This window comes from Paenibacillus xylanexedens (assembly GCF_007676705.1).
Classification (GTDB): domain Bacteria; phylum Bacillota; class Bacilli; order Paenibacillales; family Paenibacillaceae; genus Paenibacillus; species Paenibacillus xylanexedens_C.
This window is the reverse complement of sequence record NZ_VEBF01000001.1, coordinates 1,049,314-1,074,754: the sequence shown is the minus strand read 5'-3', so window position 1 is coordinate 1,074,754 and position 25,441 is coordinate 1,049,314. Positions and strand designations below refer to the sequence as shown.

Annotated in this window: 19 protein-coding genes and 1 pseudogene; 17 read left to right on the top strand and 3 right to left on the bottom strand. The window is 47.0% G+C overall.

The annotated features are described in order from the left end of the window. The first annotated feature begins 71 nt into the window (after positions 1-71). The 12 genes from FS628_RS04690 (at position 72) to FS628_RS04635 (ending at position 16,883) form a co-directional block, all read left to right on the top strand. Positions 72-1,052 carry an ABC transporter substrate-binding protein gene (locus tag FS628_RS04690; protein WP_145319483.1) on the top strand — a complete coding sequence of 327 codons (981 nt, stop codon included), beginning with the start codon at positions 72-74 and terminating at the stop codon, positions 1,050-1,052. After that, a complete protein-coding gene (locus FS628_RS04685) occupies positions 1,053-1,871 on the top strand; it encodes a hypothetical protein (protein WP_145319480.1) in 819 nt (272 codons plus the stop codon). Between the two features lie 235 nt (positions 1,872-2,106). Continuing rightward, entirely contained in the window at positions 2,107-2,628 is a 522-nt protein-coding gene (locus tag FS628_RS04680; protein WP_145319477.1) for a TetR/AcrR family transcriptional regulator, read from the top strand. Between the two features lie 119 nt (positions 2,629-2,747). Continuing rightward, positions 2,748-3,701 (top strand): NAD-dependent epimerase/dehydratase family protein, encoded by a 954-nt coding sequence (locus FS628_RS04675; RefSeq protein ID WP_145319474.1) that lies wholly within the window; start codon positions 2,748-2,750, stop codon positions 3,699-3,701. 351 nt (positions 3,702-4,052) lie between these two features. Continuing rightward, positions 4,053-9,041 (top strand): beta strand repeat-containing protein, encoded by a 4,989-nt coding sequence (locus FS628_RS32995; RefSeq protein ID WP_313958523.1) that lies wholly within the window; start codon positions 4,053-4,055, stop codon positions 9,039-9,041. A 113-nt stretch (positions 9,042-9,154) separates the two neighbouring features. Further along, the gene (locus FS628_RS04665; protein ID WP_036670038.1) at positions 9,155-9,394 is read left to right on the top strand and encodes a DUF896 domain-containing protein; all 240 of its coding nucleotides are present in this window, start codon (positions 9,155-9,157) and stop codon (positions 9,392-9,394) included. A gap of 329 nt (positions 9,395-9,723) precedes the next feature. Further along, entirely contained in the window at positions 9,724-11,151 is a 1,428-nt protein-coding gene (locus FS628_RS04660; RefSeq protein ID WP_145319471.1) for an NAD(P)-binding domain-containing protein, read from the top strand. Positions 11,152-11,325: 174 nt separating this feature from the next. Beyond that, entirely contained in the window at positions 11,326-11,775 is a 450-nt protein-coding gene (locus tag FS628_RS04655; RefSeq protein WP_222125180.1) for a hypothetical protein, read from the top strand. Positions 11,776-12,130: 355 nt separating this feature from the next. Further along, complete coding sequence (locus FS628_RS04650; RefSeq protein ID WP_145319465.1) at positions 12,131-12,877, top strand: DeoR/GlpR family DNA-binding transcription regulator; 747 nt, start codon at positions 12,131-12,133, stop codon at positions 12,875-12,877. Positions 12,878-12,879: 2 nt separating this feature from the next. After that, complete coding sequence (gene pfkB / locus FS628_RS04645) at positions 12,880-13,791, top strand: 1-phosphofructokinase (RefSeq protein WP_145319462.1); 912 nt, start codon at positions 12,880-12,882, stop codon at positions 13,789-13,791. Between the two features lie 91 nt (positions 13,792-13,882). Beyond that, on the top strand, positions 13,883-15,850 hold the full coding sequence (locus tag FS628_RS04640; protein ID WP_145319459.1) for a PTS fructose transporter subunit IIABC: 1,968 nt from the start codon (positions 13,883-13,885) through the stop codon (positions 15,848-15,850). 244 nt (positions 15,851-16,094) lie between these two features. Beyond that, complete coding sequence (locus tag FS628_RS04635) at positions 16,095-16,883, top strand: class I SAM-dependent methyltransferase (protein ID WP_145319455.1); 789 nt, start codon at positions 16,095-16,097, stop codon at positions 16,881-16,883. 77 nt (positions 16,884-16,960) lie between these two features. Here FS628_RS04635 and FS628_RS04630 read toward each other — a convergent pair whose 3' ends face one another. The 3 genes and pseudogenes from FS628_RS04630 to FS628_RS04620 form a co-directional block, all read right to left on the bottom strand. Further along, positions 16,961-18,100, bottom strand: a complete 1,140-nt coding sequence (locus FS628_RS04630; protein WP_145319452.1) for a zinc-dependent alcohol dehydrogenase — start codon at positions 18,098-18,100, stop codon at positions 16,961-16,963. Between the two features lie 77 nt (positions 18,101-18,177). Beyond that, positions 18,178-18,434: pseudogene (locus FS628_RS04625) on the bottom strand (cupin domain-containing protein); the annotation flags it as partial. 2 nt (positions 18,435-18,436) lie between these two features. Continuing rightward, positions 18,437-19,306 carry an SDR family NAD(P)-dependent oxidoreductase gene (locus FS628_RS04620; RefSeq protein WP_145319449.1) on the bottom strand — a complete coding sequence of 290 codons (870 nt, stop codon included), beginning with the start codon at positions 19,304-19,306 and terminating at the stop codon, positions 18,437-18,439. Positions 19,307-19,478: 172 nt separating this feature from the next. On the opposite strand from FS628_RS04620, the gene FS628_RS04615 reads away from it, so the two are divergent. The 5 genes from FS628_RS04615 (at position 19,479) to FS628_RS04595 (ending at position 25,230) form a co-directional block, all read left to right on the top strand. Further along, a complete protein-coding gene (locus FS628_RS04615) occupies positions 19,479-19,913 on the top strand; it encodes a MerR family transcriptional regulator (RefSeq protein ID WP_260870927.1) in 435 nt (144 codons plus the stop codon). Between the two features lie 243 nt (positions 19,914-20,156). Continuing rightward, positions 20,157-22,760 carry a tetratricopeptide repeat protein gene (locus FS628_RS04610; RefSeq protein ID WP_145319443.1) on the top strand — a complete coding sequence of 868 codons (2,604 nt, stop codon included), beginning with the start codon at positions 20,157-20,159 and terminating at the stop codon, positions 22,758-22,760. Continuing rightward, positions 22,744-23,418, top strand: coding sequence for a DUF1266 domain-containing protein (locus FS628_RS04605; protein ID WP_186327713.1), 675 nt, complete (start codon positions 22,744-22,746; stop codon positions 23,416-23,418). The genes FS628_RS04610 and FS628_RS04605 overlap by 17 nt, the downstream gene beginning before the upstream one ends. A gap of 4 nt (positions 23,419-23,422) precedes the next feature. Continuing rightward, positions 23,423-24,325, top strand: coding sequence for a LysR family transcriptional regulator (locus FS628_RS04600; protein WP_091017588.1), 903 nt, complete (start codon positions 23,423-23,425; stop codon positions 24,323-24,325). A gap of 161 nt (positions 24,326-24,486) precedes the next feature. Continuing rightward, the gene (locus FS628_RS04595) at positions 24,487-25,230 is read left to right on the top strand and encodes a spermidine synthase (RefSeq protein WP_260870926.1); all 744 of its coding nucleotides are present in this window, start codon (positions 24,487-24,489) and stop codon (positions 25,228-25,230) included. The last annotated feature ends 211 nt before the right edge of the window (positions 25,231-25,441 follow it).

Genomic DNA, 25,441 nt, shown 5'->3' with positions numbered 1-25,441 from the left:
AGCCTGTTCGCTTTTCCCTACTATAGTGATAATGATTATTATTATTAAATAGTAGAGGGGATTTACTACAAATGGTAAGACAGAGAGCAGCAACGATGATACTGTTGGCCCTGCTTATGCTCGTTCTGACGGCATGTGGCAAGGACACAGAAGTAACGGAAGCAACGCCTCCGCAACAGGATACACCTGTGGAAGAGAGTGGTACGCAAACGATTGAGCATCTTAAAGGAACAGCGGTTGTACCGCAAAAGATAGAGCGCATGGTGGTATTATCTGCTGCTTACATCGATCACATGTTGACGATTGGTGAGAAACCAGCAGGCGTTAATGTAGAAGTTCGTTACGGAGGAGATTATTTGCCTTACCTTGCAGATCAGCTTGCCGGCGTTCCAACGGTAGGGTCGGCAGACAGTCCTAACCTGGAGGCTATCCTTCAGATTGATCCGGATGTCATCGTTATTGAGAGTCGAACTGCGGAGAGTACGTATGATCAGTTGGAGAAAATTGCTCCGACGATTGTACTTGGTACTGAATGGCTGGATTATGCTAATGATACAACGTATTGGACACAGGATCTGTTGACCATTGCCGAGATGTACAACAAAGTGGATCTGGCAAAAGAAAAGATAGTCGAGGTAGAGCAGCAGGCGAAGCAACTAAAGGCGGAGATCGAACAACTGGATCAAAAAAAGTTGGCTTATCTGCGTGTAAGAGAGAAGACCTTGCAAATTTACGCGGCAAAAGGACATCCAACCAACACACTTTTGTATCATGATCTTGGATTTGTGCCAACGGCTGTGACACCTGCCGAACAACGTGAGGACCTGTCCATGGAGAAAATTGCAGATGTGGATGCTGATTTCGTAGTTCTGGAGATTGACCCGAATGCCGATGAGTATTTAAACAATATCAATGCAAGCTCACTCTGGAAGGGAGTACCTGCTGTTGGGGCAGATCAGGTCTATACGACAGACTCGTTCTGGTTGTTTAAGGGCTGGGGAGCCATTGGGCGAAGCGAGATTATCAACGAAGTTGAAGACATGATTCAATAGATGAGACGTTATCCAAGACATGACTATTTAGAGATGACGGAAGCATTACAGCAATTTTTTGTGACGACGATTCGTGCGAATTGCGATGATTCCAAGTATCCCTACCGTGTGAAGGATCTGCTGAATGAAGAGAAACGAAACTCGATATTGCGTGAACAGGCTATGCAGCAAGGGCTTCAACTGGGCGGCAGAGGAAGTGCGGCCGTCGGTACACTTTTTGCCAAACGTTACTCCGTATTCGTTATGTCCGTAATCTCAGCATTCAGTCTATACGATACGATACTTAGCATTGCAGACGATGATGTGCGGTTTGAATTGAATGGAGCAGGTGGCATGCGATATGCGACTCGGCTGGAGAGAACCTCTCTGGAGGCTGAAGATCCTGTTCAGCGCAGGTCAGAGAGTGGCTTGCTCAAGAAAAGAGTGCTGCTACATCTGGAACCTGTCCTGCGAGCGGTAGCCGTCGGTACAGGAGCGAGCGATAAGGTCATGTGGTCTCTGGTTGCGCATAATGTGCAACAATTGTATGCACGTATGATCAATGATCAGAGCATATGGAAGACAGATGAACGGCTTGCAAAGATTCAAGCAGATCAAAGCCTCTGGCTGGATCGGCAAAACGATAATGCATGTACATGTACATTTGCCAATGAGCTACAGCACTTCGAACATTCCGGGTGGCAGGGACCGCCGTTCCTGATACGCCGATATTGTTGTTTGGCATATCAGGTTGGGAGCGGCAGTCACGCACATGCATATTGTAACAGTTGTCCAAAGCTGGATTCGGAATCCCGATTGCGCAAACTTCTCCAGCAGTGAACAGACACTCTTGTACCGCATGGTACGAATCTGTTTCAGACAATCCATGTTCTCTTCGGTTTCCAGTGGATAGAATCTGTGATCGACAAGCTACACAACCTGCAGCGGCTTGAGCCAGCGTCTGCAGGTTTGTTGGCTTTGTACAGGGTCACGATACCTTTGCATTGAGGGATAGTATTCGCTATACTTCAAGCTATTGATCAATTAATCACTAACTATTGGAGGACGGATGATCATGGCTAAGGATACAGCAGCGTCAATTAACCGGCGAAATGATATTATCTCTGCAGCGATTGAGGTCTTCGCGGAAATTGGCTATTATCGTGCAACGACAGCCCAAGTGGCTGAGAAAGCACAGATCTCACAACCGTATATATTTCGTTTTTTCAAGACCAAAGAAGCGCTATTATTAACTGCACTTGAGGTCTCGTGGACTCGGGTGATTGAATCGTTTCGAAGTGTAGTGGAGAAGGCGACACCAGATCAGTTGGAGAATGATCTCATTGAAGCCTACGATAAGATTCTGGAATCTCACAAGAACGAAATCTTGCTTCAGATGCAGGCGCAAACGATCCGGGAAGAAGTTATTCGTCAGGCCATGCAAAAAGGCATGAGTGATGTAAGAACCATGGTACTGGAAGCTTTCACAGTTGCAGGAATTGCTGAACCGCTGAAAAGAACAATGATTTTCCTGGCGATCGGGATGTTGTGTAATATATCTACTGCACTGGATATGCCGGAGCTGAAGGATCGATAGAGAGGGAGGGAAATTCCCTTTTTAAATTTTAGTTATTGATCAATCACTAAATATGGTTTATATTATTTTCAGGTAAGTAATTGATCAATAACTAAATGGATGGAAGAGGTAGATATACGATGAAAAAAGCTATTGTGATTGGAGCCACAGGTGGAACAGGTGCAGCGGTTACGGAGGAATTGATTAGAAGAGGAATTTCTACGATCGCATTTGGGCGCTCCCGTCAAAAACTGGAGCAAATTGCGGTAAAATTGGGATCTCCGGATCACCTGCATATCGCAGTTGGAGATGCATTTCGGTCGGATGATATTATTGCTGCTTCCCAGGGTACCGATGTCATATTTCATTGTGCGAATGTGCCTTATAACGAGATGGAGAGCAGGCTGATTCCGCTCGGCGAATCTGTGATGACGGCGGCAGAACACTTGGGGCTGAACGTGGTTGTAATAGACGGAATCTATCCCTATGGCAGAAGACAAATGAAGGAAGTAACGGAAGAACATCCGAAACAGCCACATACCCGTAAAGGCAAGACACGACTTGCCTATGAACAGATGTTATTCAGCACAAGATGGAGCAGAGCTCAGGTGATGATTGTTCGCTTGCCAGACTATTATGGCCCAACGGCCAATCAGGCTTCCTATCTGGGTTCAACACTTGAAGCGATAGCAAAAGGAAAGATGGCTTTTTTTATCGGGAATATGAAGGTACCCAGAGAGTACATCTATTTACCGGATGCTGCGGTCATGGTGGTGGAGCTGGCAAGCAGAGAGACGACGTATGGACAGAACTGGAACATTCCTGGATCGGGGATCATCTCGGGTCATGACATCGTGCGATTGGCACAGAAGGTTGCGGGAAGAAACAAACCTGTGATGGCGTTAGGAAGAGTGGGATTGTCGTTGATTGGACTAGGTGTACCCGTTATGAAAGAAATTGTAGAAATGTTATATCTGACCGAGGAACCGCTGGTTTTGAGCAGACAGAAGTATGAGGAACGTATTGGCCCGGTTGTGGCAACCTCTTTTGAAGAAGGAATTGCTTTGACGATTAAAGAGCTGCAAGGAGAGTAGAAGGGAATATATTTTTTAGATTAAAGTAATTGATTGATCACTAACCAATTGACATGTTTAGGCTTAATAATAATGTGCGCACAAAGCTAGTCCAGGGCATAAAGTGTACTATTGTAAAATGCGGAGAATTGACGTGGTGTACAAGGAGGGGGGGATTTTCTTGTGAGCGATATGTCTAAAAAGAAACGCAAAATTTCCTCAATCAGTAAAGTTAAACGGAAAGGAAAAAAATCAAAAACGCACACCATCCCAAAGAAGAAGGGTAAATCTTGTAAGAAAAACAGACGTAAATGTAAAAAAAAGAAAAGCCACAGGAATCCTTTCCTTCGCGGCCCACGGGGGTATCGGGGAATGAGGGGATTCACCGGAGCAACAGGAGCTACTGGGTTAACCGGAGACCCTGGGTATCCCGGCATATGGGGAGCAACCAATTTAACAGGACGGACCGGAGTAACTGGAACCACGGGAATTACCGGAATAACTGGAGTCACAGGTGCAACAGGAGCTACCGGACTGATGGGCACCACAGGTGTGACTGGAACTACAGGATTTACAGGTCCGACCGGTCCAACGGGTGAGGCGGGAGCAACTGGATCTACAGGAAGCACAGGAGTTACAGGTGCAACGGGTACAGGATCGACTGGAGTCACAGGAACAACCGGCGCAACAGGAATTACCGGATTTGGTGTTACAGGCGTGACCGGGGCTACAGGAAATATAGGTATAACCGGCTTTACGGGCAGCACCGGATTTACAGGTCCAACTGGAGTTGCTGGGTTAGCTGGGGCTACTGGAGCAACTGGTCCGACTGGAATTGGTGTGATGGGACTAACTGGATCTAGTGGTGAAACAGGACCAACAGGTACAACCGGATTAACTGGTATTACTGGATTTACAGGTAGCACAGGTGCGATCGGAGCAACTGGTGCCACTGGCACAACCGGAGTCACAGGTACGACTGGTGTGTCAGGACCCACTGGGGATACAGGAGTAACGGGAACTACCGGTACCACAGGAATAACTGGCGTTACCGGAGCAACTGGTGCCACTGGAGAGACGGGTCTAACTGGGAACACCGGCACGACAGGACCGACCGGGGCTACTGGAGAAACGGGGACCACCGGAGTTACAGGTGCTACAGGATCTAGTGGGGCGATAGGGGCAACGGGAAGTACAGGTACAACCGGCGTTACTGGCATAGCAGGTACGACCGGTACTACGGGAGTTACAGGAATTACTGGAGCAACTGGAACTACTGGAGATACCGGTCCAACAGGGGTCACAGGAACGACAGGTGTGACGGGATCAACTGGCGCAACTGGAGAAACGGGGATTTCAGGTGCAACCGGAGTTAGTGGCACAACAGGAATTACCGGAGCTACCGGAATTACGGGTGCTACAGGAAACACCGGGACGACAGGTGTAACTGGAGAAACAGGGTTCACAGGACTAACGGGAGTTACCGGCCCAACAGGAACGACAGGATTAACAGGGGTAACCGGAATCACCGGGGAGACCGGAGCCACAGGGATTACAGGTACAATTGGACTAACTGGCATTACTGGAACCACGGGTATCACAGGCGTGACCGGAGTTACCGGACTGACTGGTGTCACTGGGGAAACGGGTCTAACAGGATTCACAGGCACGACAGGAGCGACGGGACCGACTGGGGCGACTGGAGCAACTGGAGCAACCGGAATTACAGGTATCTCGGGAGTGACTGGCGTAACCGGAACGACGGGAATTACGGGAGCGACCGGGGCCACTGGTGTCACTGGAGAGACGGGGCTAACAGGAGTCACAGGTGTAACGGGCTCAACCGGTTCGACTGGCCCAACAGGAGAGACAGGACTAACAGGAGAGACAGGACTAACAGGTATAACTGGAAGTACGGGTGCGACGGGAACAACTGGTGTTACAGGTGCAACCGGAGTTAGTGGCACAACAGGAATTGCTGGTGTAACTGGCGCGACAGGACTCACCGGGGCTACTGGTTCAACTGGTAATACCGGAGCTACTGGCATAACCGGGGTCACCGGCGAAACAGGGCCAACCGGTTCGACTGGCTTAACTGGTGTTACGGGTACAATTGGTGTGACCGGAGCAACAGGCCTCACTGGAGAGACCGGAGCTACAGGTCTGACGGGAAATACAGGACCAACGGGTGACACCGGATTTACGGGTCAAACAGGTGAAACAGGAATAACTGGAGTTACTGGCCCTACTGGAGCAACCGGAGCTACTGGAGATACAGGTCCAACAGGGGTCACAGGTACGACTGGTGTAACGGGACCAACTGGCACTAGTGGTATAACGGGAACAACTGGTATTACGGGAGTAACCGGAGCAACAGGTGTCACTGGAGAGACGGGTTTAACAGGAGGTACAGGTGCAACTGGTATTACAGGTGCTACGGGTGCGACTGGACTAACTGGTATTACCGGAACCACGGGTACAGCTGGTGTAACGGGCCCAACAGGTGCCACTGGAGCAACAGGAAGTACAGGTGCCACGGGAGTAACCGGAACAACTGGTGTCACTGGAGAGTCGGGTCTAACAGGATTCACAGGCGCGACGGGACCGACGGGATCGACTGGGGCGACAGGAGCAACCGGAATTACAGGTATCTCGGGAGTGACTGGCGTAACCGGAACGACAGGTGTTACTGGAGAAACAGGGTTCACAGGACTGACGGGAGTGACCGGGGCCACTGGTGTTACTGGGGAGACCGGTCTAACAGGAAACACAGGTGTAACAGGCCCTACCGGTTCGATTGGCCCAACTGGTGAAATAGGACCAACCGGCACGACTGGTTTAACTGGCGTAACGGGTACAATTGGTTTGACCGGAGCAACAGGCGTCACTGGAGAGACGGGTCTAACTGGGAGCACAGGAGCCACAGGAATTACTGGTGCAACCGGAATTACTGGAGATATAGGTCCAACAGGGGTCACAGGTACGACTGGAGTGACGGGCTTAACTGGCGCAACTGGAGAAACGGGGATTTCAGGTGCGACCGGAGTTAGTGGCACAACAGGAATTACTGGAGCTACCGGAACTACGGGGGCTACAGGAAACACCGGAACGACAGGTGCGACTGGAGAAACAGGAAGTACAGGTGCAACTGGAGAGACGGGGCTAACCGGAGTCACTGGTGTCACCGGGGTAACGGGTCTATCCGGGGCCACAGGTGTAACGGGCTCAACCGGTTCGACTGGCCTAACAGGAGTGACAGGACTAACAGGTATAACTGGATCTACTGGAAGTACGGGTGCGACAGGAACAACTGGTGTTACAGGTGCAACCGGAACTACTGGAGATACGGGTCCAACAGGGGTGACGGGCTCAACCGGTTCGACTGGTCCAACAGGAGAGACAGGACTAACAGGTATAACTGGAGTCACTGGAAGTACGGGTGTGACAGGAGCAACAGGTGTCACTGGAGAGACGGGTCTAACTGGGAGCACCGGTCCGACTGGAGTTACTGGTATAACCGGTCCGACAGGCACTACAGGACTAACAGGGAATACTGGTGAAACAGGACCAACAGGTACGATTGGGGCAACGGGTATCACGGGAGTTACTGGTGCAACCGGAACTACTGGAGCTACAGGTCCAACAGGGGTGACAGGTACGACTGGAATGACGGGCTTAACTGGCGCAACTGGAGAAACGGGGATTACAGGTGCAACAGGAGTTAGTGGCATAACAGGAATTACCGGAACGACAGGTGTAACTGGAGAAACAGGGTTCACAGGACCAACGGGAAGTACGGGTACTACGGGAGCTACTGGTGTAACGGGCACAACTGGCATCACAGGGGAAACAGGTCTAACAGGAATTACTGGTCCAACTGGTGTTACGGGATTAACTGGAGCCACGGGCACGACAGGCACGACAGGACCAACAGGACCAACAGGACCAACCGGAGCCACTGGTGCGACTGGCATAACCGGAGTCACAGGTACGACTGGAGTTACAGGAGCAACGGGGAGTACGGGTTCCACAGGAATAACTGGCGTAACCGGGCCGACTGGTGCTACTGGAATTACTGGCCAAACTGGTGTGACAGGATCAACCGGAGTTACTGGAGTTACGGGACCAACCGGTGCGACCGGAGCCACTGGGGAAACAGGTATAACAGGGGTTGCAGGAACGACTGGGGCGACCGGATCTACGGGAGTTACTGGCGTAACCGGCTCGACTGGAGAGACGGGTGCAACAGGCGTTACTGGCACGACAGGTACAACCGGAGTCACAGGTACGACTGGTGCTACAGGGGCAACCGGTCCAACGGGTATTACTGGTGAAAGAGGAACAACCGGCACGACCGGCGTAACTGGCATTACGGGTGTGACCGGAGCTACTGGAATTACAGGTGCCACCGGCACAACTGGCCAAACTGGTGAGACGGGTCTAACAGGGGTCACAGGTACGACTGGTGTGACGGGACCCACCGGGGCTACTGGAGCAACGGGAACTACGGGAGTTACTGGCGTAACCGGCGCGACTGGTGCCACTGGCATAACCGGCACAACTGGCGTAACTGGTGTTACGGGTACAACAGGTACGACTGGAGCAACGGGAACTACGGGTATCACAGGTGTGACTGGAGCAACAGGAACCACGGGTATTACAGGAGAGACGGGTGTAACAGGCGTTACCGGCCCGACAGGTGTAACGGGACCAACCGGCACTACTGGAACAGCAGGAACTACGGGAACCACGGGTATTACTGGCGCGACCGGAGCAGCTGGGGCTACAGGGCTCACAGGTGTATCAGGAGCCACAGGCACAACAGGAATTACGGGTATCACGGGGGTGACTGGAGCTACGGGCCCAACTGGGCCCAACTTTGCAACACAAGGGTTCTCGGCCTTCCTGGCTACACTCTCTACAACAACAAGCACACAGTTAACCAACTGGACGACCGCGGCTCCCTATTACGGTAATGCCAACTTCAATGCAACAACAGGAAATTATACCGTCCCGGTAACAGGAAGATATTCGATTGTGGCCACGATCAATTATGCAACGACCGCAGCGATTGCTCTTTCCCTGGGTGCTGGGGTTAACCCAGCCTTTCTTGTACAGAGAACATCACCTACGGTAACGACGCTTGTTAGTGGTTTGTTGCCCGTCCTAAACGTCGCGATTACGCTACTTACACTGCGGGCAGTGCTGGGAAGCGGTTCAGTGACTTTGGCAGTGGAAGTCGCACTGAATGCGGGAGATGTGATTGGACTGTTCTATGCAGCAAACGGGCTGACGATTACGTTGAACCTGGGCAGTGGTGCTACGAATGGCATTGTGTGGTCTGTGCATGAGATTACCTAAAAATACTTCTTAACGGACTGTGCCTATGGACAAATTCGCAAAGTTGTAATAAGTTAGTTTGAAGATATTCGAAATATCTTTCAGAAATTGGACTAACAAGTGAGGTGGATTTCATGATTCCTATTTTGGGACGCATTAACGAATTAAGTCGAAAACAACGCAGCAGCGTCGGTTTGACGAAAGCAGAACAGAGCGAGCAGCATGAGCTTAGAAAACAATATTTGCAGGCTATTCGAGGTCAGGTACTGACAACCATGCTGGCAGTATCCGTTGTGGACCCGCTGGGTCATGATGTGACCCCTGAGAAATTAACTAATGAAAAATTGCAGCGCCGTGAACAGGCCGGCCAATAGCATTCCATTAATAAGACAGACCAAGGATACATCTTGGTCTGTCTTTTTTATTTTCTGTAAAGCATCCATCTAGAAGAAAGCTCATCAAAGAAGAGGGTACCGCCCAGTTAGGATTTCGTGTGAATTAACAAGCATGTTAGATATTTTTAGTTTTGATGACAATAAAGCTACCGCGAACTTCAAATCATCCCCGATAACTCATATAATAACGCTAATATATGTCATGATTACAAGTGGGAAACAGAATTTTCTTCATATAACTAACAAGAAACTAACATTAAATAATTTTAAAAAAAGTTCATATGTGTCCTTGAAAGGGTTGATGAATCATGAGCTTGGAAGCTTTGAATGAACGTGTGAAGAAAGATCTAGCTTATTTGTCATTTGGTGGTTCGAACTGGGTACGCCCAAGAGAACATTCGGATGGTCATGTCTATGATGTCGTCATTGTGGGTGGAGGTCAGAGTGGATTAGGGGCGGCATTTGGACTTCTTCGTGAACGAATCTCTAATATTCTCGTTATTGACGAGAATACCTCAGGCCTTGAAGGGCCTTGGGAGACTTATGCGCGTATGGTTACTTTGCGCACACCCAAGCATCTGACTTCCATCGATCTGGGTATTCCTTCGTTAACCTTTCGCTCATGGTGGGAAGCGCAGGTGGGGCCCGAAGGTTGGGAAGAGGTAGACAAGATCCCGCGTAGAGACTGGATGAATTATTTGCGGTGGTATCGGGAAGTATTGAATCTGCCTGTTCTTAATGAGATAGAATTAACGCTTGTTGAGCCTATGGAGTACGGAATACATCGACTTCATGTGAACAAGGCAGGAACTCAGAAGGATGTCCTACTTGCTCGCAAAGTCGTCCTAGCTACGGGAATACAAGGTGGCGGCGAGTGGCATGTACCTTCCATGATTGCTGACAGATTACCTCGGGAGTTGTATGCCCATACGTCTGAAGCGATTGATTTTGATCGGTTAAAAGGTAAAAGAATTGCTGTGCTTGGTGGTGGTGCTTCTGCTTTTGACAATGCGAGCTATGCCCTTGCCACAGGCGTGGCGGAAGCTCATGTATTTGTACGGCGGGAACAGCTGCCTAGTGTTAATCCCATTCGTCAGATGGAACAATCCGGTATGATCGAGCGTTACCACGCTCTTCCGGTTGCTGATAAATATAAAGTGATCTCTCATTTCTTCAAATTCAATCAACCACCAACCAATGATACGTTTAATCGTGCGGCAGCCTGGCCTGGTTTCGAGCTGCATTTGAACTCTCCATGGCTAAGTGTAGAAGCATCCGATCATGGAGCGATTGTGCATACCGCACAGGGAACATTTACGTTTGATTTTCTGATTATTAGCACGGGTCTGCTTAGTGATCCGGCTCTCCGTCCTGAACTGAAGCTTGTGGAGCCATTCATCGCGCGTTGGGAGGACTGTTATCAGGCTCCGCCAGAACATCGCAATGCATTACTAGATGCACATCCATACCTGAGCTCCGGGTTTGCGATGACGAGCAGGAGCGAACAGGGTGAGAAAACGTTGCATGGACTGTTTGTATTCAACTACTCTGCACTTGCCAGTTGTGGTCTGTCGGCCTCGGCAATATCGGGGACCAAGAGTGCGGTGCCCAAACTGGTCTCTGCCATAGCGGATCAGTTGTTCCTCGATGATCGGGAGGTTATTCTGCAACAATTCTATGCGTATGAAGAAGAGGAATTTACGGCTACATGGGTGAAAAGTGGTGCCCTCGGCTAAATGAATACACTCCATAAGTTAGTGAGCGTGTGGCATCTGATGCTGCACGTTTTTTTATTTTTCACAGGATGAAGGTTACACTTGCCTCTAATTTGTTGTAAAATGTCGGTTGGAACATGTTAAAGGCAGGGATAATAGATGAATGTAATGAACTATGAGCAATTTAGAGCTCATTTGAAGAAAGCGTCGCGTAAACGAAATGTACCTTTGATTAAAATCGTTGCATTTCAGGAGAGATACATGAAGATTGAAGAAGTTCAATTTTACGATGTGGAACAAAATCATATGAGTGTTCAGGCCTGCAATACGTTGTGGATGCATCTGGAGAATAAATCTTTCCGTAATATGGTGTCCCAACATTTGCAGTTTTATAGAGATATGGAGAATCTCGGTCGGCATTCCTTTGAGAATCTGATCAAAGAACTATATGATACGTCTGTTCCTGTGCAGCTCGATTACAATCCTGCTGATTATTACACCTCGGGGCAATTGGCTGAGATTCTGGTCATGGATGAGGAGCGATTGATAGAACAATTGGAGATGGGCCGCTTCAAGGGGGCTTTTATTAATGAAGAAGGCAAATGGCTTAAACCCAAGCCGGATGCAATGGTTGTAGAGTCATAAACGCGCATGAAATTCCTATGAATAGTTAAATCCTGCAACGCCGCGCTTGAAGCGCCGGATGCTGCAGGATTTTTAATGGATATGAAGCGCACGGAATGACATCTTTATGGACAGGGAAACTTCGTTCAATGAATACTCAAGTCTCTGACGAATCGTAAATCCATCTTTACTTGGATTAGGAGTCCCGGCGATCGGAACGAGGCTCGCGGGCCCGAATAATATTGATTAGTGCGGAAGAGTATGAGTTACGTGAGTCGAAAGTTGCGGGTTTTTGAATGTTTTTAAATTGTTTTGAATGAAAGTGGTTGTTTTTTGAGGGATTTATGATACTATAGAAGCAGTTGGAGGAATGAAGATGCTGACTGAAGAACGATATGCTGCAATTATAGAGCGCTTACATTTACAGGGAATTGTGAAATTACAAGAGCTTGTTGATGTGTTAGGTGCGTCTGAATCAACGATTAGACGTGATTTGATTGATCTGGAGAGTCGTCAGATGCTCAAACGCATCCACGGAGGGGCCGCTCTGGTGAATGAAAAAACGCTAGAACCGGGCATGGAAGAAAAAACGTTCAAAAACATTCAACAAAAAATAACGATTGCCCGTTTGGCTGCACAGGAGATTGAAAATGGCGAATGCATCTATCTGGATGCAGGTACGACAACGTTAGCCATGATTCCCTTTATTGAAGCCAAGGACGTAACGGTTGTTACCAACGGACTTTCACATGTTGAAGCATTGGTAAGCAAGCGCATTCGCAGCTACTTGCTTGGAGGTATGATGAAAATTCATACCAAAGCAGTCATTGGCAGTATTGCATTGCAGAACATGGATAATTTCCGTTTTGATAAATGTTTTCTTGGAAGCAATGGAGTGGACCCCGAAATGGGGTATACAACACCTGATCCCGAGGAAGCCTTGATTAAAAGGCGTGCACATCAATTGTCGGGAAAATCTTATGTGCTGGCTGATTCCAGCAAAATAGGGGAAATTACTTTTGCCAAATTGTTTGATTTGGAGGAGGCCGATTTGATTACCGAGCAGATGCCAGAACACTGGCGGCCTGGAATCGCCCAGAAAACTAAAATAATTGAGGGATAACGATGATATATACGATAACACTTAACCCGTCCATTGATTACATCGTGGAAGTGGATGAGCTGAAGCTTGGCGGATTGAATCGAATGAATCGGGATTTGAAGCTCCCTGGTGGCAAAGGCATTAATGTCTCTCGCATCCTGAATCAACTCGGGGCAGATAACACGGCTATTGGTTTCCTTGGTGGATTCACGGGACGTTTCATTAATGACAAGTTGCATGAAGATAACATCCGAACAGACTTTGTTACGATTGCAGATGATACCCGCATTAACATTAAGCTGAAGCATGGAGAAGAGACAGAGATTAATGGTCTTGGACCTGCAATAAGCGCAGAAGAGGCAGATCAGTTGCTACGCAAATTATCTTCATTGCAAAAAGGAGATATTGTCGTTCTGTCCGGAAGCGTACCACCTTCTCTTGGATCGGATTTCTATGATCGTCTCATTAAAGTATGCAAGCAAACGGGTGCCGAATTTGTAATTGATACGACTGGACCTGCGCTAATGGCAGCTCTAGAACATGAACCATTACTGGTGAAGCCGAATCATCATGAGCTGGCTGAACTGTTCGGTGTAACCATTGAGACACGCGAGGAACTGGTGTTATACGGGCGTAAGTTGCTTGAAGCTGGTGCTAAACATGTGTTGATCTCCATGGCAGGCGAAGGTGCATTATTCATTACCAAAGCGGAAGTTCATCATGCAAATGTTCCTAAAGGTACCGTGAAAAACTCGGTCGGTGCCGGAGACTCCATGATTGGCGGATTCGTAGGTACCTACGTCCTGAACGGGGACCTGCTGGAAGCTTTCCGGACAGGGGTTGCATCCGGAAGCGCGACTGCGTTCTCCGATGACCTGGCAACACGTGAACGGATTGATGAACTGCGCAATCAAGTAACCATTACGGCGATTTAGTTTAACGCTCACATAAAATTAATTTATTGTAATTGTAATGTAGTGCGGCCTGCACATCGCAGGCCGATAGAACTTAAGGGAGTGTACCAAGATGAGAATAACAGACTTGATGATCCAGGAAACGATGATCATGGACCTGCAAGCCACAACCAAAGACGAGGCTATTGATGAATTAATTGCAAGCCTTAACCGAAGCGGACGTATTAATGATCCGGTCCTGTTCAAGGAAATGATCTATAAAAGAGAAGCTGAATCCAGCACAGGTATTGGTGGCGGAATTGCGATGCCTCACGCCAAAACTACAGCGGTGAATGAACCAACGGTTGTATTTGCTAAGAGTAGAAAAGGACTTGATTTTGAGGCGTTGGATGATCAGCCAGCTCATGTGTTCTTCATGATCGCGGCTCCAGAAGGCGCAGGTAATACCCATCTGCGTACGCTTGCAGCTCTTTCCAGGTTGTTGATTGATAGCGATTTCATCTCACAACTGATGAGCACAGATACACCTGCAGAAGTCAGTGCATTGTTTGATGCCAAACAGGCGGAAGCCGCAGAGAAGGAAGCAGCCAAAGAGAAAGCAAAAGCTGAAAAAGCTGCCAATGCCGCATCCGCTTCTACTACTGGTCAGCAACAGAATACTTCTGGTGTGATTGTAGGTAATGCAAATTCGGAGGATTTTGTTGTCGCGGTTACAGCCTGTCCAACAGGTATAGCTCATACATTTATGGCTGAAGATGCACTTAAAAAGAAAGCTCAGGAAATGGGCATCAATATTCGCGTAGAGACGAACGGTTCCGAAGGCGCGCAGAATGTTCTCACTGCTGACGAGATTGCCCGCGCCAAAGGGGTTATCGTTGCCGCAGACAAAAATGTGGAAATGGCACGTTTCGATGGCAAACCGGTATTGCAAAGACCAGTGAGCGATGGAATCCGCAAATCCGAAGAACTGATTCGCAAGGCCGTTAACGGCGATGCACCGATCTATCGCAGTCAGGGCGGAAATGCCAAGGAAGAGGGCGCAAGCACTGGTAAGATTAGTGTAGGTAGCAAAATCTATAAAGATCTGATGAATGGTATCTCGCATATGCTGCCATTCGTTGTAGGTGGCGGTATCCTGCTAGCAATCTCCTTCTTGTTCGAACAGCTTGCTAGCCCTGAGAATCCGATTGTGCAACTGCTTCAAACGATCGGTGGCGGAACAGGTGCGTTCCACTTCCTGATTCCGGTACTTGCCGGATTTATCGCGATGAGTATTGGTGATCGCCCGGCTCTGATGCCTGGTATGGTCGGTGGATTGATGGCAGTTAACTCGAACGCTGGTTTCCTTGGCGGTTTGGCTGCCGGTTTCCTGGCTGGTTATGTAGTCATTGGACTCCGTAAGTTGTTCAAAGGTTTGCCGAAAGCGATTGATGGCTTAAAACCAATCTTGCTGTATCCGGTATTCGGCTTGCTGATCGTGGGGGCAATCAGTTTCTATGTCTTTGATCCAATCTTTGGTTCCCTGAATACTTGGCTTGTAGACGCACTTGGTAATCTGGGTACAGGTAATGCGGTATTGCTGGGCTTGCTGCTTGGCGGCATGATGTCCATCGATATGGGTGGACCGTTCAACAAAGCGGCTTACACGTTCGCCATTGGCGTATTCACATCCAGTGGTAACACAGACGGTGCATGGATGGCAGCGGTTATGGCAGGCGGTATGGTACCTCCTCTGGCCATTGCACTTGCAACCACGTTCTTCAAATCCAAATTCACGGAGCAAGAACGCAAGTCTGGCCTGACTAACTATGTACTTGGATTCTCTTTCATCACAGAAGGTGCAATTCCATTTGCTGCGGCTGATCCATTACGTGTATTGACTTCATGTATTCTGGGTTCCGCTGTTGCCGGCGGACTGACACAACTGTGGAGCATTAATGTACCTGCTCCGCATGGCGGGATCTTCGTTGCAGCACTGGCGAACCACGCACTGTTATTCCTGCTCGCTGTTGCGATTGGTGCTGTGATCTCCGGTCTGATCCTGGGACTGTGGAAAAAGTCGCCAACGCTCGTGAAGTAACCATAAGGATTAGTACTAGAGGTTAACATGTCATTGTTATGATGATTAAAATATAAGAAGCATCCCCTGAGTGGAATTCACTTGGGGGATGCTTTTATTTCGACTTTTTTGTCGGTGATGGGGAGATGCCTCCGGATCTGGGTGAAATGCTTATTTAGCTTTTATATTTATCTGTGGTAAAATGAATATAATTATGTTATGAAACTAGGTTTCGTCTAATGAAACAAATGTAGGAGGAATTGGAATGTCTGATGTAATCAAGAGTCAGGTCCAGAAGCAGTTTGCAAAAAATGCGGAGAAATACGTGACGAGTGCTGGACACGCCAAAGGTGAGGATCTCGCGCTGCTCGTGGCTTCATCTCAAGCCACTCCGGATATGAGGATGCTGGATATCGCCACTGGGGGAGGGCATGTAGCCAATGCAATGGCTCCACTTGTGCAGCAGGTAACAGCCTTGGATCTGACGGAGGAAATGCTCCAGGTAGCTGAACAGTTTATTCGGAGAAATGGGCATCGTAATGTAGATTTTGTAGCCGGGGATGCAGAGAAGTTGCCTTTCGACGATGATTTCTTTGACCTTGTCACCTGCAGAATCGCTGCACACCATTTTCCAGACGTTTCTTCCTTTGTCTCTGAGGCACTACGCGTCTTGAAGCCTGGTGGAAGGTTGTTATTGATTGACAACGTGGCTCCTGAACGCGATGAGAATGACCAGTTTTACAATGAAGTGGAGAAGTACAGAGATGCAAGCCATGTTCGGGCATGGCGTAAGACGGAATGGATTCACATGCTGGAGTATGCCGGATTCCGAATGGAAACAATGGTTTCCTTCCAGAAGCGCTTTAAGTTTGAAGAATGGTGTAACCGTGCAGCACTGCCGAGTGAAGAGAGAAGGGAACTTGAAGCGAGTATGTTGAGTGCACCATCCATCATCAGAACATTTTTTAACTTTGAAGAGACGGGGCAAGGTAACCTCATCAGCTTCCAAGGAGAAAGTGTGTATATTCAAGCCATCAAGCCGACTTTTGGATAAAAATAAAACAGGCAGACGTACCTTGAACAGGTAGTTCTGCTTGTTTTATTTTGCATATTTAAAACAAAAATGTCGGCTCAGGGTTTGAGTATAACTTTGGTGCATTCGTCTTCATGATCGTTGAAAATGCGGTACGCATCGCTTGCATTCTCCAGCGAAATTCGATGGGAGATGATCTCGGTTGGATCAAATTCACCAGCAGTGATCTTGCGGAACAACTCAGGCATGTAATGTATAACAGGAGCTTGTCCCATTTTGAGATTAATATTACGTTCAAACAGATTGCCTAACGGAAACATATTGTAGGATGAACCATACACACCCGTTAATTGAAGGGTACCGAATTTGCGGATAGCTTTCATGCCGATTTCGATCGCGCTTAGGGAGCCGCCATGAAGTTTTAGTTTCTGCCCGATTTCTTCCAGCATGTTCTTTTTGCCATCCATACCGACACAGTCGATAACAACGTCAGTCCCGCCTTGTGTAATCTCACGAATATGCTCGCCCATATCGTCGTAGTCTTCAAAATTAAAGATCTCTGCATCATTTAAGCGTTTGGCTTTCTCCAGTCGATAGGGTAGTCGATCCACAGCAATAACGCGCTTGGCACCTTTCATCCAGGCGAACTTCTGGGTCATCAGCCCAATGGGTCCACTACCGAGTACGGTAACTGTATCTCCCGGTTTAACTCCTGCATTCTCGACACTCCAGTAAGCGGTTGGGAGAACATCGGACAGAAACAATAAGGCTTCATCTTCCAATTCGCAGGATTCCGGAATCACAAACGGTGTGAAATTCCCGTAGGGGACACGCAACAATTCTGCCTGACCTCCGGGGTGGTTTCCGTAGCGTTCCGTGAATCCAAAATAACCACCTGTATGAATATCCGGGTTGCCATTGGAATTATCGCATTGGCTCTCCATGTCATGATGACAATAGAAGCATTCACCACAAGCGATGTTAAAAGGCAGGACCACGCGGTCCCCCTTCTTCACACGTGTCACTTCCGGACCAACTTCTTCTACAATGCCCATCGGTTCATGACCGATAACGTAATCTTTGGCAGCAGGCAAGGCTCCCTGATAAATGTGCAAATCGGATCCACATATGGCTGTGGAAGTAATACGAACGATAATGTCATCCTTCTGTTGCAGTTTGGGATCTTCAACCTCTTTGACTTGAATATCCTTGATTCCCTGAAACGTAACGGCTCTCATCTTCATATTCCTCCTTGTATAGTGGGATTCTCTGACAATTACCCTATTTCGGTACAAATGATAGAGGTGCATACTACATTCAATGACACATCCTCAAAGCGATCAACTCCGGAATATCTCCAAGAACCATAATGTGTCTGTACCGGTATTCTGTATATAGTGTCCCAATGCCACAGGTACATATCCCACATCTCCAGCCCGATAATTAAATGTGCGAGCAAATGCCATTTCCTCCGGAGACGGTCATTCTTCCTTGTCCTGTCAGATAGTATGGCCATTCATCTGCATTGGGATGCCAGTGCAATTCCCGTACACCTCCAGGCGTCAGATTCATGTTCACGCCACGGGATTTCCAGATTGATTTATAAGAAAACGCTGCTCATAGATCTCATTTACTCGATGTAGAACAGCAGGACCTTGCTCTGTGAAACGAAGGGCTGTCGCTTTATTTTTAACCAGAAACGTACCGGATTCATGTCTGGTTGGTGAGAAGGCCCCATTGTAGAGCAGCGAAGCGCCATGACTCGGATGGGGGAAGAACCATTTCATAATGGGTTTGATATAGAAGGGTAAACCGGATGTTTTGTTGCCCCTTAGCGTATTATTTCCACCGGGATCTACACTTAGCAGTTGTATGCCATCCGCTTTGGCAGATTTGGCAACCTCGCGTGTCCATAGGGAGAGGCCAAGCTTCGATATGGCATAGGGACCAAACAGCTTTTTGAATTCAGTCGGACGTTCCAGGATGTTTAGATCGAATTGTTTGACCATATTGAAAGCAGTGGTAGAGGTATTTACGACGGTTTTCATCTGTCCTTTGAGTAATAGGTCAACTAAATCCATGTAAATGATGTAAGGAACCACGGTCTGAAGTTCAAAGTGCATTTCATGCCCCTGATCAGAAAAACGAAGTTCAGCAGCGCTACCTCCTGCATTGTTAAATAAGACATCGATCGAATCGGTATCGGATTTAATCTGTTCCAGTGCCGTTCTCAGACTGTCGTAGTTGGTCAGGTTAGCCTGAACTAACTGGAGCTGGCCTGATCGTAATGCGTTCTGAATATCGGTATCGTCAGTCGGGAAAGTGGAACGATTGAGACCGATGACCTGCCATTGTTCGGCCAGTAACTTGCGAGTCAGTTCTAGCCCGATTCCTGACGTTGAGCCTGTGATAAGTGTGGTGCGAAGTTGATTTTGTATATTCATATATACCTCCAGAAGAAATGAGATTACAGAACGAATCTGTATGCTGCGCTCATTCTATAACTTGGAGTCGACTCCAAGTCAAGGGGGGAGATGAGAGAGCCGATCATGCTTGACTTGGAGCTGACTCCAAGTTGTAATATGGAGAGAGATGAAAGTGGAGGAGGCCCGTATGATGAGCGAAAATGAATTGTTCTCCATTAAAGAAACGTCAGAAAAGGCCGGATTATCGGAAGATACAATTCGTTATTATGAGAAAATTGGACTTCTTCCCCGAGCAGAACGCAAGGTCAATCGGCATCGGGTATACCGCCCGGAGGATATACTCACGATGAAATTGATCACTTGCCTGAAAAAAACAGGAATGTCTCTGGAGGAAATGAAGCCATATCTACAGATGTCCATGGATTCGGATCTGGCAGATTTCCCAGAGGAACGGGAGATGCTGGTGAATCATCGGAAGAAAGTTGAAGCGCAGATTGCTTCGTTACAACAGGTAGTGGATTTTATCGACGAGAAGTTGCATAAACGAAGTATGTTTCCTGATGAATGTCCTATTACCGGCGAGAATCAGATGTCTGTACTTGAAAAAAAGAATATATTCTCCTGATGGCCATGCTCTCCATTGGAATTTGAAAACCCACGTCATAAATGATGTGGGTCTTTTATTTTTGGAATTCCATATTTTGTGTACGGAAAAGTCGTTTGATTTCGCTTTTGGGTGGGAGAGGGCTGTCGGAAAAGAACCTTAAATAAGCCGGGATATGATATATTAATGATCAAGTTTACTTTTTTTTGATAGCAACTAAATCTGTAGATTGAGAAGAATTCCAGATAAGAGAGGAACGACATCATGGACTACTGGGGAATACTTGGTATTGAACCTACCGAAGATTTGAATGTGATTAAAGGGGCATATGCCTCAAGGTTAAAACACAATCATCCGGAAGAACAGCCCGAAGGTTTCAAGGAACTTAGAGCAGCTTACGAGCAAGCTAGAAAAATGGCATCAACAGTTAAGGATCAACCGATGAAGAATGACTTTGATGATGATCGTACAGACCGATTCACGGAAGATAAGCAGGATTTAGCTCAAGGTATACATATCGAAGACTTACATATAGCTCCTCCAAAGTGGGAAGATCCGCTGCGTGAAGTTGTAAATCATTTTCTGGAGGAAGTGATTAGACTGTATGAGGATTTCAACTTACGCATTCGTTACGATCTATGGGTTAACCTTGTGGAGGATGAGCAATTCTGGGGCATTCAGGTTCGTGAAAGACTACACACGGAATTGTTAGTTGTTCTGTCAGAACGAAGCTGGCTCCCTGGTTTTGTATGGAAATTACTAGATGATACGTTTGGCTGGATGGACAATGAACTGGAGTTAAGCGAGCGATTTTCGTCATCGTTTCTGAGTCATATTCGTTACCAAAATCAAAGTCTATATGATTTGCAGCTGGAATTTTTACACCAAGCGGCAGCAGATGGTTTGGAGATAGACAATTATTTATATATTCGTGAATTCGCAAGACGTGCACTCATTCATCAAGACTTGGACACAGCCCACGAGATGTTGGGCAAAGCTTACGAACTGTATGAACAAGACCCTGTGTTACTGCGCTTGATTGCGGTATATTCGATGAACGTTGAGGATTGGGAGACCGCACTCCATATGTACTCAAGGCTTGCAGTTATTCTACCGAATGAGCCTCTAATTCTCCGTAACTTAGCAGACATGTTACTGAAGTGTGGACATACGAATGAAGCCCTATCCATCAATATGCAGTTGTCGGATGCAACTGAACCAGCCATCTATTGTCCTGCATTATCATCTGCAGCGCAATGTCTGATCCTGTTGGGTAGAAAGAACGAAGTCATAGCCTTATATAAGGCAGCGTTAGAACGATTCCCAGCGGACTTGGAACTACGAACTCGTCTATGGCATGTACGAAATGAATATGAGCAAGAACGTATTACGATTTTGGAAGAAGAGCTTCAAAATAACAGTTATCCTCGAACGGAACATATCGAGGAACTGATTGAGCTTTACCGTATAAGTAAACAATCAGACAAGGTATTATCCTTGATTGAAGGATTTGGATCAGAGGTGCTGTTAAGCAGTAATGCTTGGTTCTCGGCTGCTCAAATTGCATACGATGTTGATCGAAAACTCGCTTTACAGTACCTTAATCATTCTGTCGCAAAGGCTGCAGATGAAGCCTTTGTTCATCAAGAGGCTCTGTACTTACGCACAAAGGTCAATTATAATCTCGATCATTATGAGGCAGTAATATCAGACGGTCTTATTCTAAAAGAATATATGGCAGAAGAGCCTGGAGTCTACTTTTATCTCGGTGAATCCTATCGAATGCTTGAAGAATATGAGCAGGCTATTGAGAATCTTTTGCAGGCACAAACTTTAAAAGGTGGGGAAGGCTACGAATTTGGATTAGCTTTCAGTTACTATCACCTAGAACAGTATGATAAGGCTATAACGTGCTTTGAGACTCATCTGAATGAAGGTAATGAAAGAGCTGATCTCTATTACTACCTTGGCATCTCTTATATGAAATTGGACAGATTCGAAGATGCCGCACAGTGTTTCCAAGCTTCTTTGCGCATCGAGAGTTATCCGAGCACGCTGTATCATCTATTTACAGCCTACAGGAGACAATGTGAGTTTGATCTTGCCTTGACTGTCATTGATCAATATTTGGAGACTGGAGACAATTCGTATCGGGGAGAAGCTCTTGGCGCAGCAGCGGATATTCATTTTTATAGAAAGCACTGGAGCATGGCCTACGATTTCTTGCTGACATTTTATCATGACATACCGGAGAGTCTCTATCTTCAAAAAATGATTGCTGTCTGCCTGCTTGCGGATCGTAAGTTTGAGGAGGCAGCAAAATGGATTCTGATGATTCAGAATCACGAGCCTAATAATCCGTGGGCACTTTTACAGATGATTCGCATCTTTGCCGAACTCAAGCAGTGGGATGAGTTGGACAGCGCTATGGTGCACTATTATAAAACGGTAGAACCTGCCAAGATTGATGGTTACAGCTATTTTTATGGGGGCTTACATCTATATCAAGCACGTAAATACGATGTCGCTCGCAAAATGTTAACCCGAGCCTACGAGTTTGGTTTGCGGGGGGATACATGTAGTTTACTGAGTTTATCCTATATGCATCTTGGTCAAGGAGAATCAGCGCTTGTTTATGCCAAAGAGGCTGTGGCAGAACGACCTAATCATCCGGATTACCTTGCACGTTTGCAGGATTTGGAAGAGCGTCTGAGTCAAAGAGGAGCTTGGTTCAATAAGCTGAAGTTCAATATATTCCAGACGGGATTGAAACAAACGGTACCGCTTCAATTCCCGGATCTTTTAAATGATGAAGAACTCAGACCGTATTATAACGTGGAGGTATTCAACGATGCATTCTTTGCTTGATGCAAGACAGCAGTGGACACTGGCAGCGGGAGCTATTTTACTTGAGGCAAATGCTTTGGAATTCGCCGCAGGGTATGATATTGAACGATTGGATGGGAAAAGGGAAGGCATCATTGAGATGTTTGGTCGGGCATGGAGTATTCGGGACGAGCAGTCATTTCATCAGCAAATGGAAAATTTTCGAGAAGGAAGCGGGCATCATGATAAATTTGATCAACGCAGGGCGTTATTGTCTGTAATGACGCATCAGGAGCAAGAGAACTATATCCTTGGTTTGGAGGATGAGAAGCTCAGAACTCAATTGAGGATAATCCAGCTCTATGACAGTCGTCTGAACGCGGCAAGCATCAGCGCTTGGGACTGGGGACGAGCCATATCAATGGCGATGCAGGTCGGTTATGTAGATGAGAAGACAGCATGGACGTTTATGTATGAAATGGCGCAGCGAATTCAAAAGGCGTATTCAAGTTGGGCGGAATTCGGACTTGCTTACCTTATAGGACGTCAGTATGGGTATGAAGAATTGGACACGGAGTCAGCCTTGGAGCACTTTTCGCTTGTAGAGCATTTGTTCGAACGGGCAGACAGTCCATGGAATGTACTTCCGTGGGAAGAAGCGACCGTTGGTCTGCCTGTTGAACCAGAAAGAGAGGGATAAAACCTTGACCTTACAGCAATTAAAATATGTGATTGAAGTTGCCACACGTGGCTCGATGAATGAAGCAGCCAAACGGCTGTTTATCTCTCAGCCCAGTCTGTCGAATGCCATTCGGGATTTGGAGCAGGAGTTGCGAATTACCATTTTTGAACGTACCAATAAGGGTATATCGCTGTCCAAAGAAGGCGTGGAGTTCCTGAGTTATGCGCGTCAGGTGGTAGAACAAGCTGAACTGCTGGAGAATCGTTATCTGAACGCCAAGCCATCCCCGCAGCATTTCTCCGTATCGACGCAGCATTATGCGTTTGCGGTGAATGCCTTTGTTCGTCTGGTACAGCAGTATGGTCAGGATGAATACGAGTTGGCGCTTCGAGAGACAAAGACCTATGAGATTATTCAGGACGTGAAAAGCCTGCGTAGTGAAATTGGCATCCTGTACTTGAATGAATTCAATGCCAAAGTAATTAACAAATTGTTAAAAGATGCGGGCCTGGTCTTCACAAGCTTGTTCACAGCCAAGCCCCATATCTTTATCAGTGTGAAGAACCCGCTGGCGAAGCAGGAGTCGGTTGCAATCGAGCAACTGCAAGATTATCCGTACCTGTCTTTTGACCAGGGAGAGTACAATTCCTTTCATTTTTCCGAAGAGATCCTGAGTACGTTATCTCATCCGAAAAGCATACAGGTCAATGACCGCGCAACATTGTTTAACCTGTTGATTGGTTTGAATGGGTATACCATCTCTACGGGAGTGCTTAGCGCCGATCTGAACGGAAACGAGATTATTCCTGTTCCGCTGGAATGTGAGGAAACCATTAATGTAGGCTGGATAAGTCACAAGAGTACTTCTCTCTCCAATCTGGGCGTGGAATATGTCCAGGCTCTGCATGAGGCGATAGGCTCTTAATAATGTTGAAAGCTTCATAAAAAGGCTGTTTCCGTATGATCGGAATCAGTCTTTTTTGTTCTATTACGATCATTCAAGTATAGGGTGGAATGTTGTCATCCCGTGTAATAGAATGAAGATATATGTCGAATAAGTGTGAGAGTACGAAGGGAGAACGGTTCGTGAGAGTTCTGTATCGAAATAAAAGTGAACAGCATGAGCTGACGGTATATGATACAAAAAGGCTTTATGGAGAAAAGGGGCGGTTTCGTGTATTAGAATTCTCCAACGCAGCTGTGCAGGGAGCCATGGATCTGGATGAGCCAACACGGATGGTGTTGGAGTATCCCCGAGCGATCGTGCATCTAATGGAACGAAATGACCCTGCATTTGATAAAGTGTTTGTGGTAGGACATGGTATTGGCACGTTGCCAACCTACTTGTCCGATCGTCAGGTAAAGGTGGCCGAGCTGGACGCAGAGGTCGCTGAATTGAGCCGAACCTTTTTTGGATTTCAAGGAAATCCTGTGCTCATAGGGGATGGTCGTGAATTATTAGGGCATGAACCCGCTGAGACATATGATTATATTATTATTGATGCTTTTACGGCAACGGGTACACCTAAGCAGTTTATATCCAGTGATTTTTTTGCCATGGTCAAGGACAAGCTGGACTCGGATGGAGCTGTGATCCTTAATGTGTTCGGACGTGCGGGCAATGATCAGCTTGTCAATGCGATCTATACCACACTTCTGGGACAGTTTGCCTATACACGTGCATTCGCATTGCCTGCAGAAACGGCAGATGAGGTCCAAAATCGTATTTTGATGGGCAGTCATCATCCGATTGATTTTCAGCTTCGTCACATGGCGGGGTTTGTTGAACAGGAGCCAGAAGAAGGATATATCATTGTCGATTCAGGTTGATCCTGAACATTAATTCTGCCAGGAAAAGTAAAATGTCATTAAATCGTCAATCTTACGATGTAATTGTTAAGACTTCACAAACTCTTCATTCGATCTTAACAACTTTCGTATAAGATAGAGGGAATATGCTTTTTCATGAAAATCCGGGGGAAGTAATAAAATGATTGCACCAAACAGGATATCCAGATTACAAAAAAAACTAAAAAATATC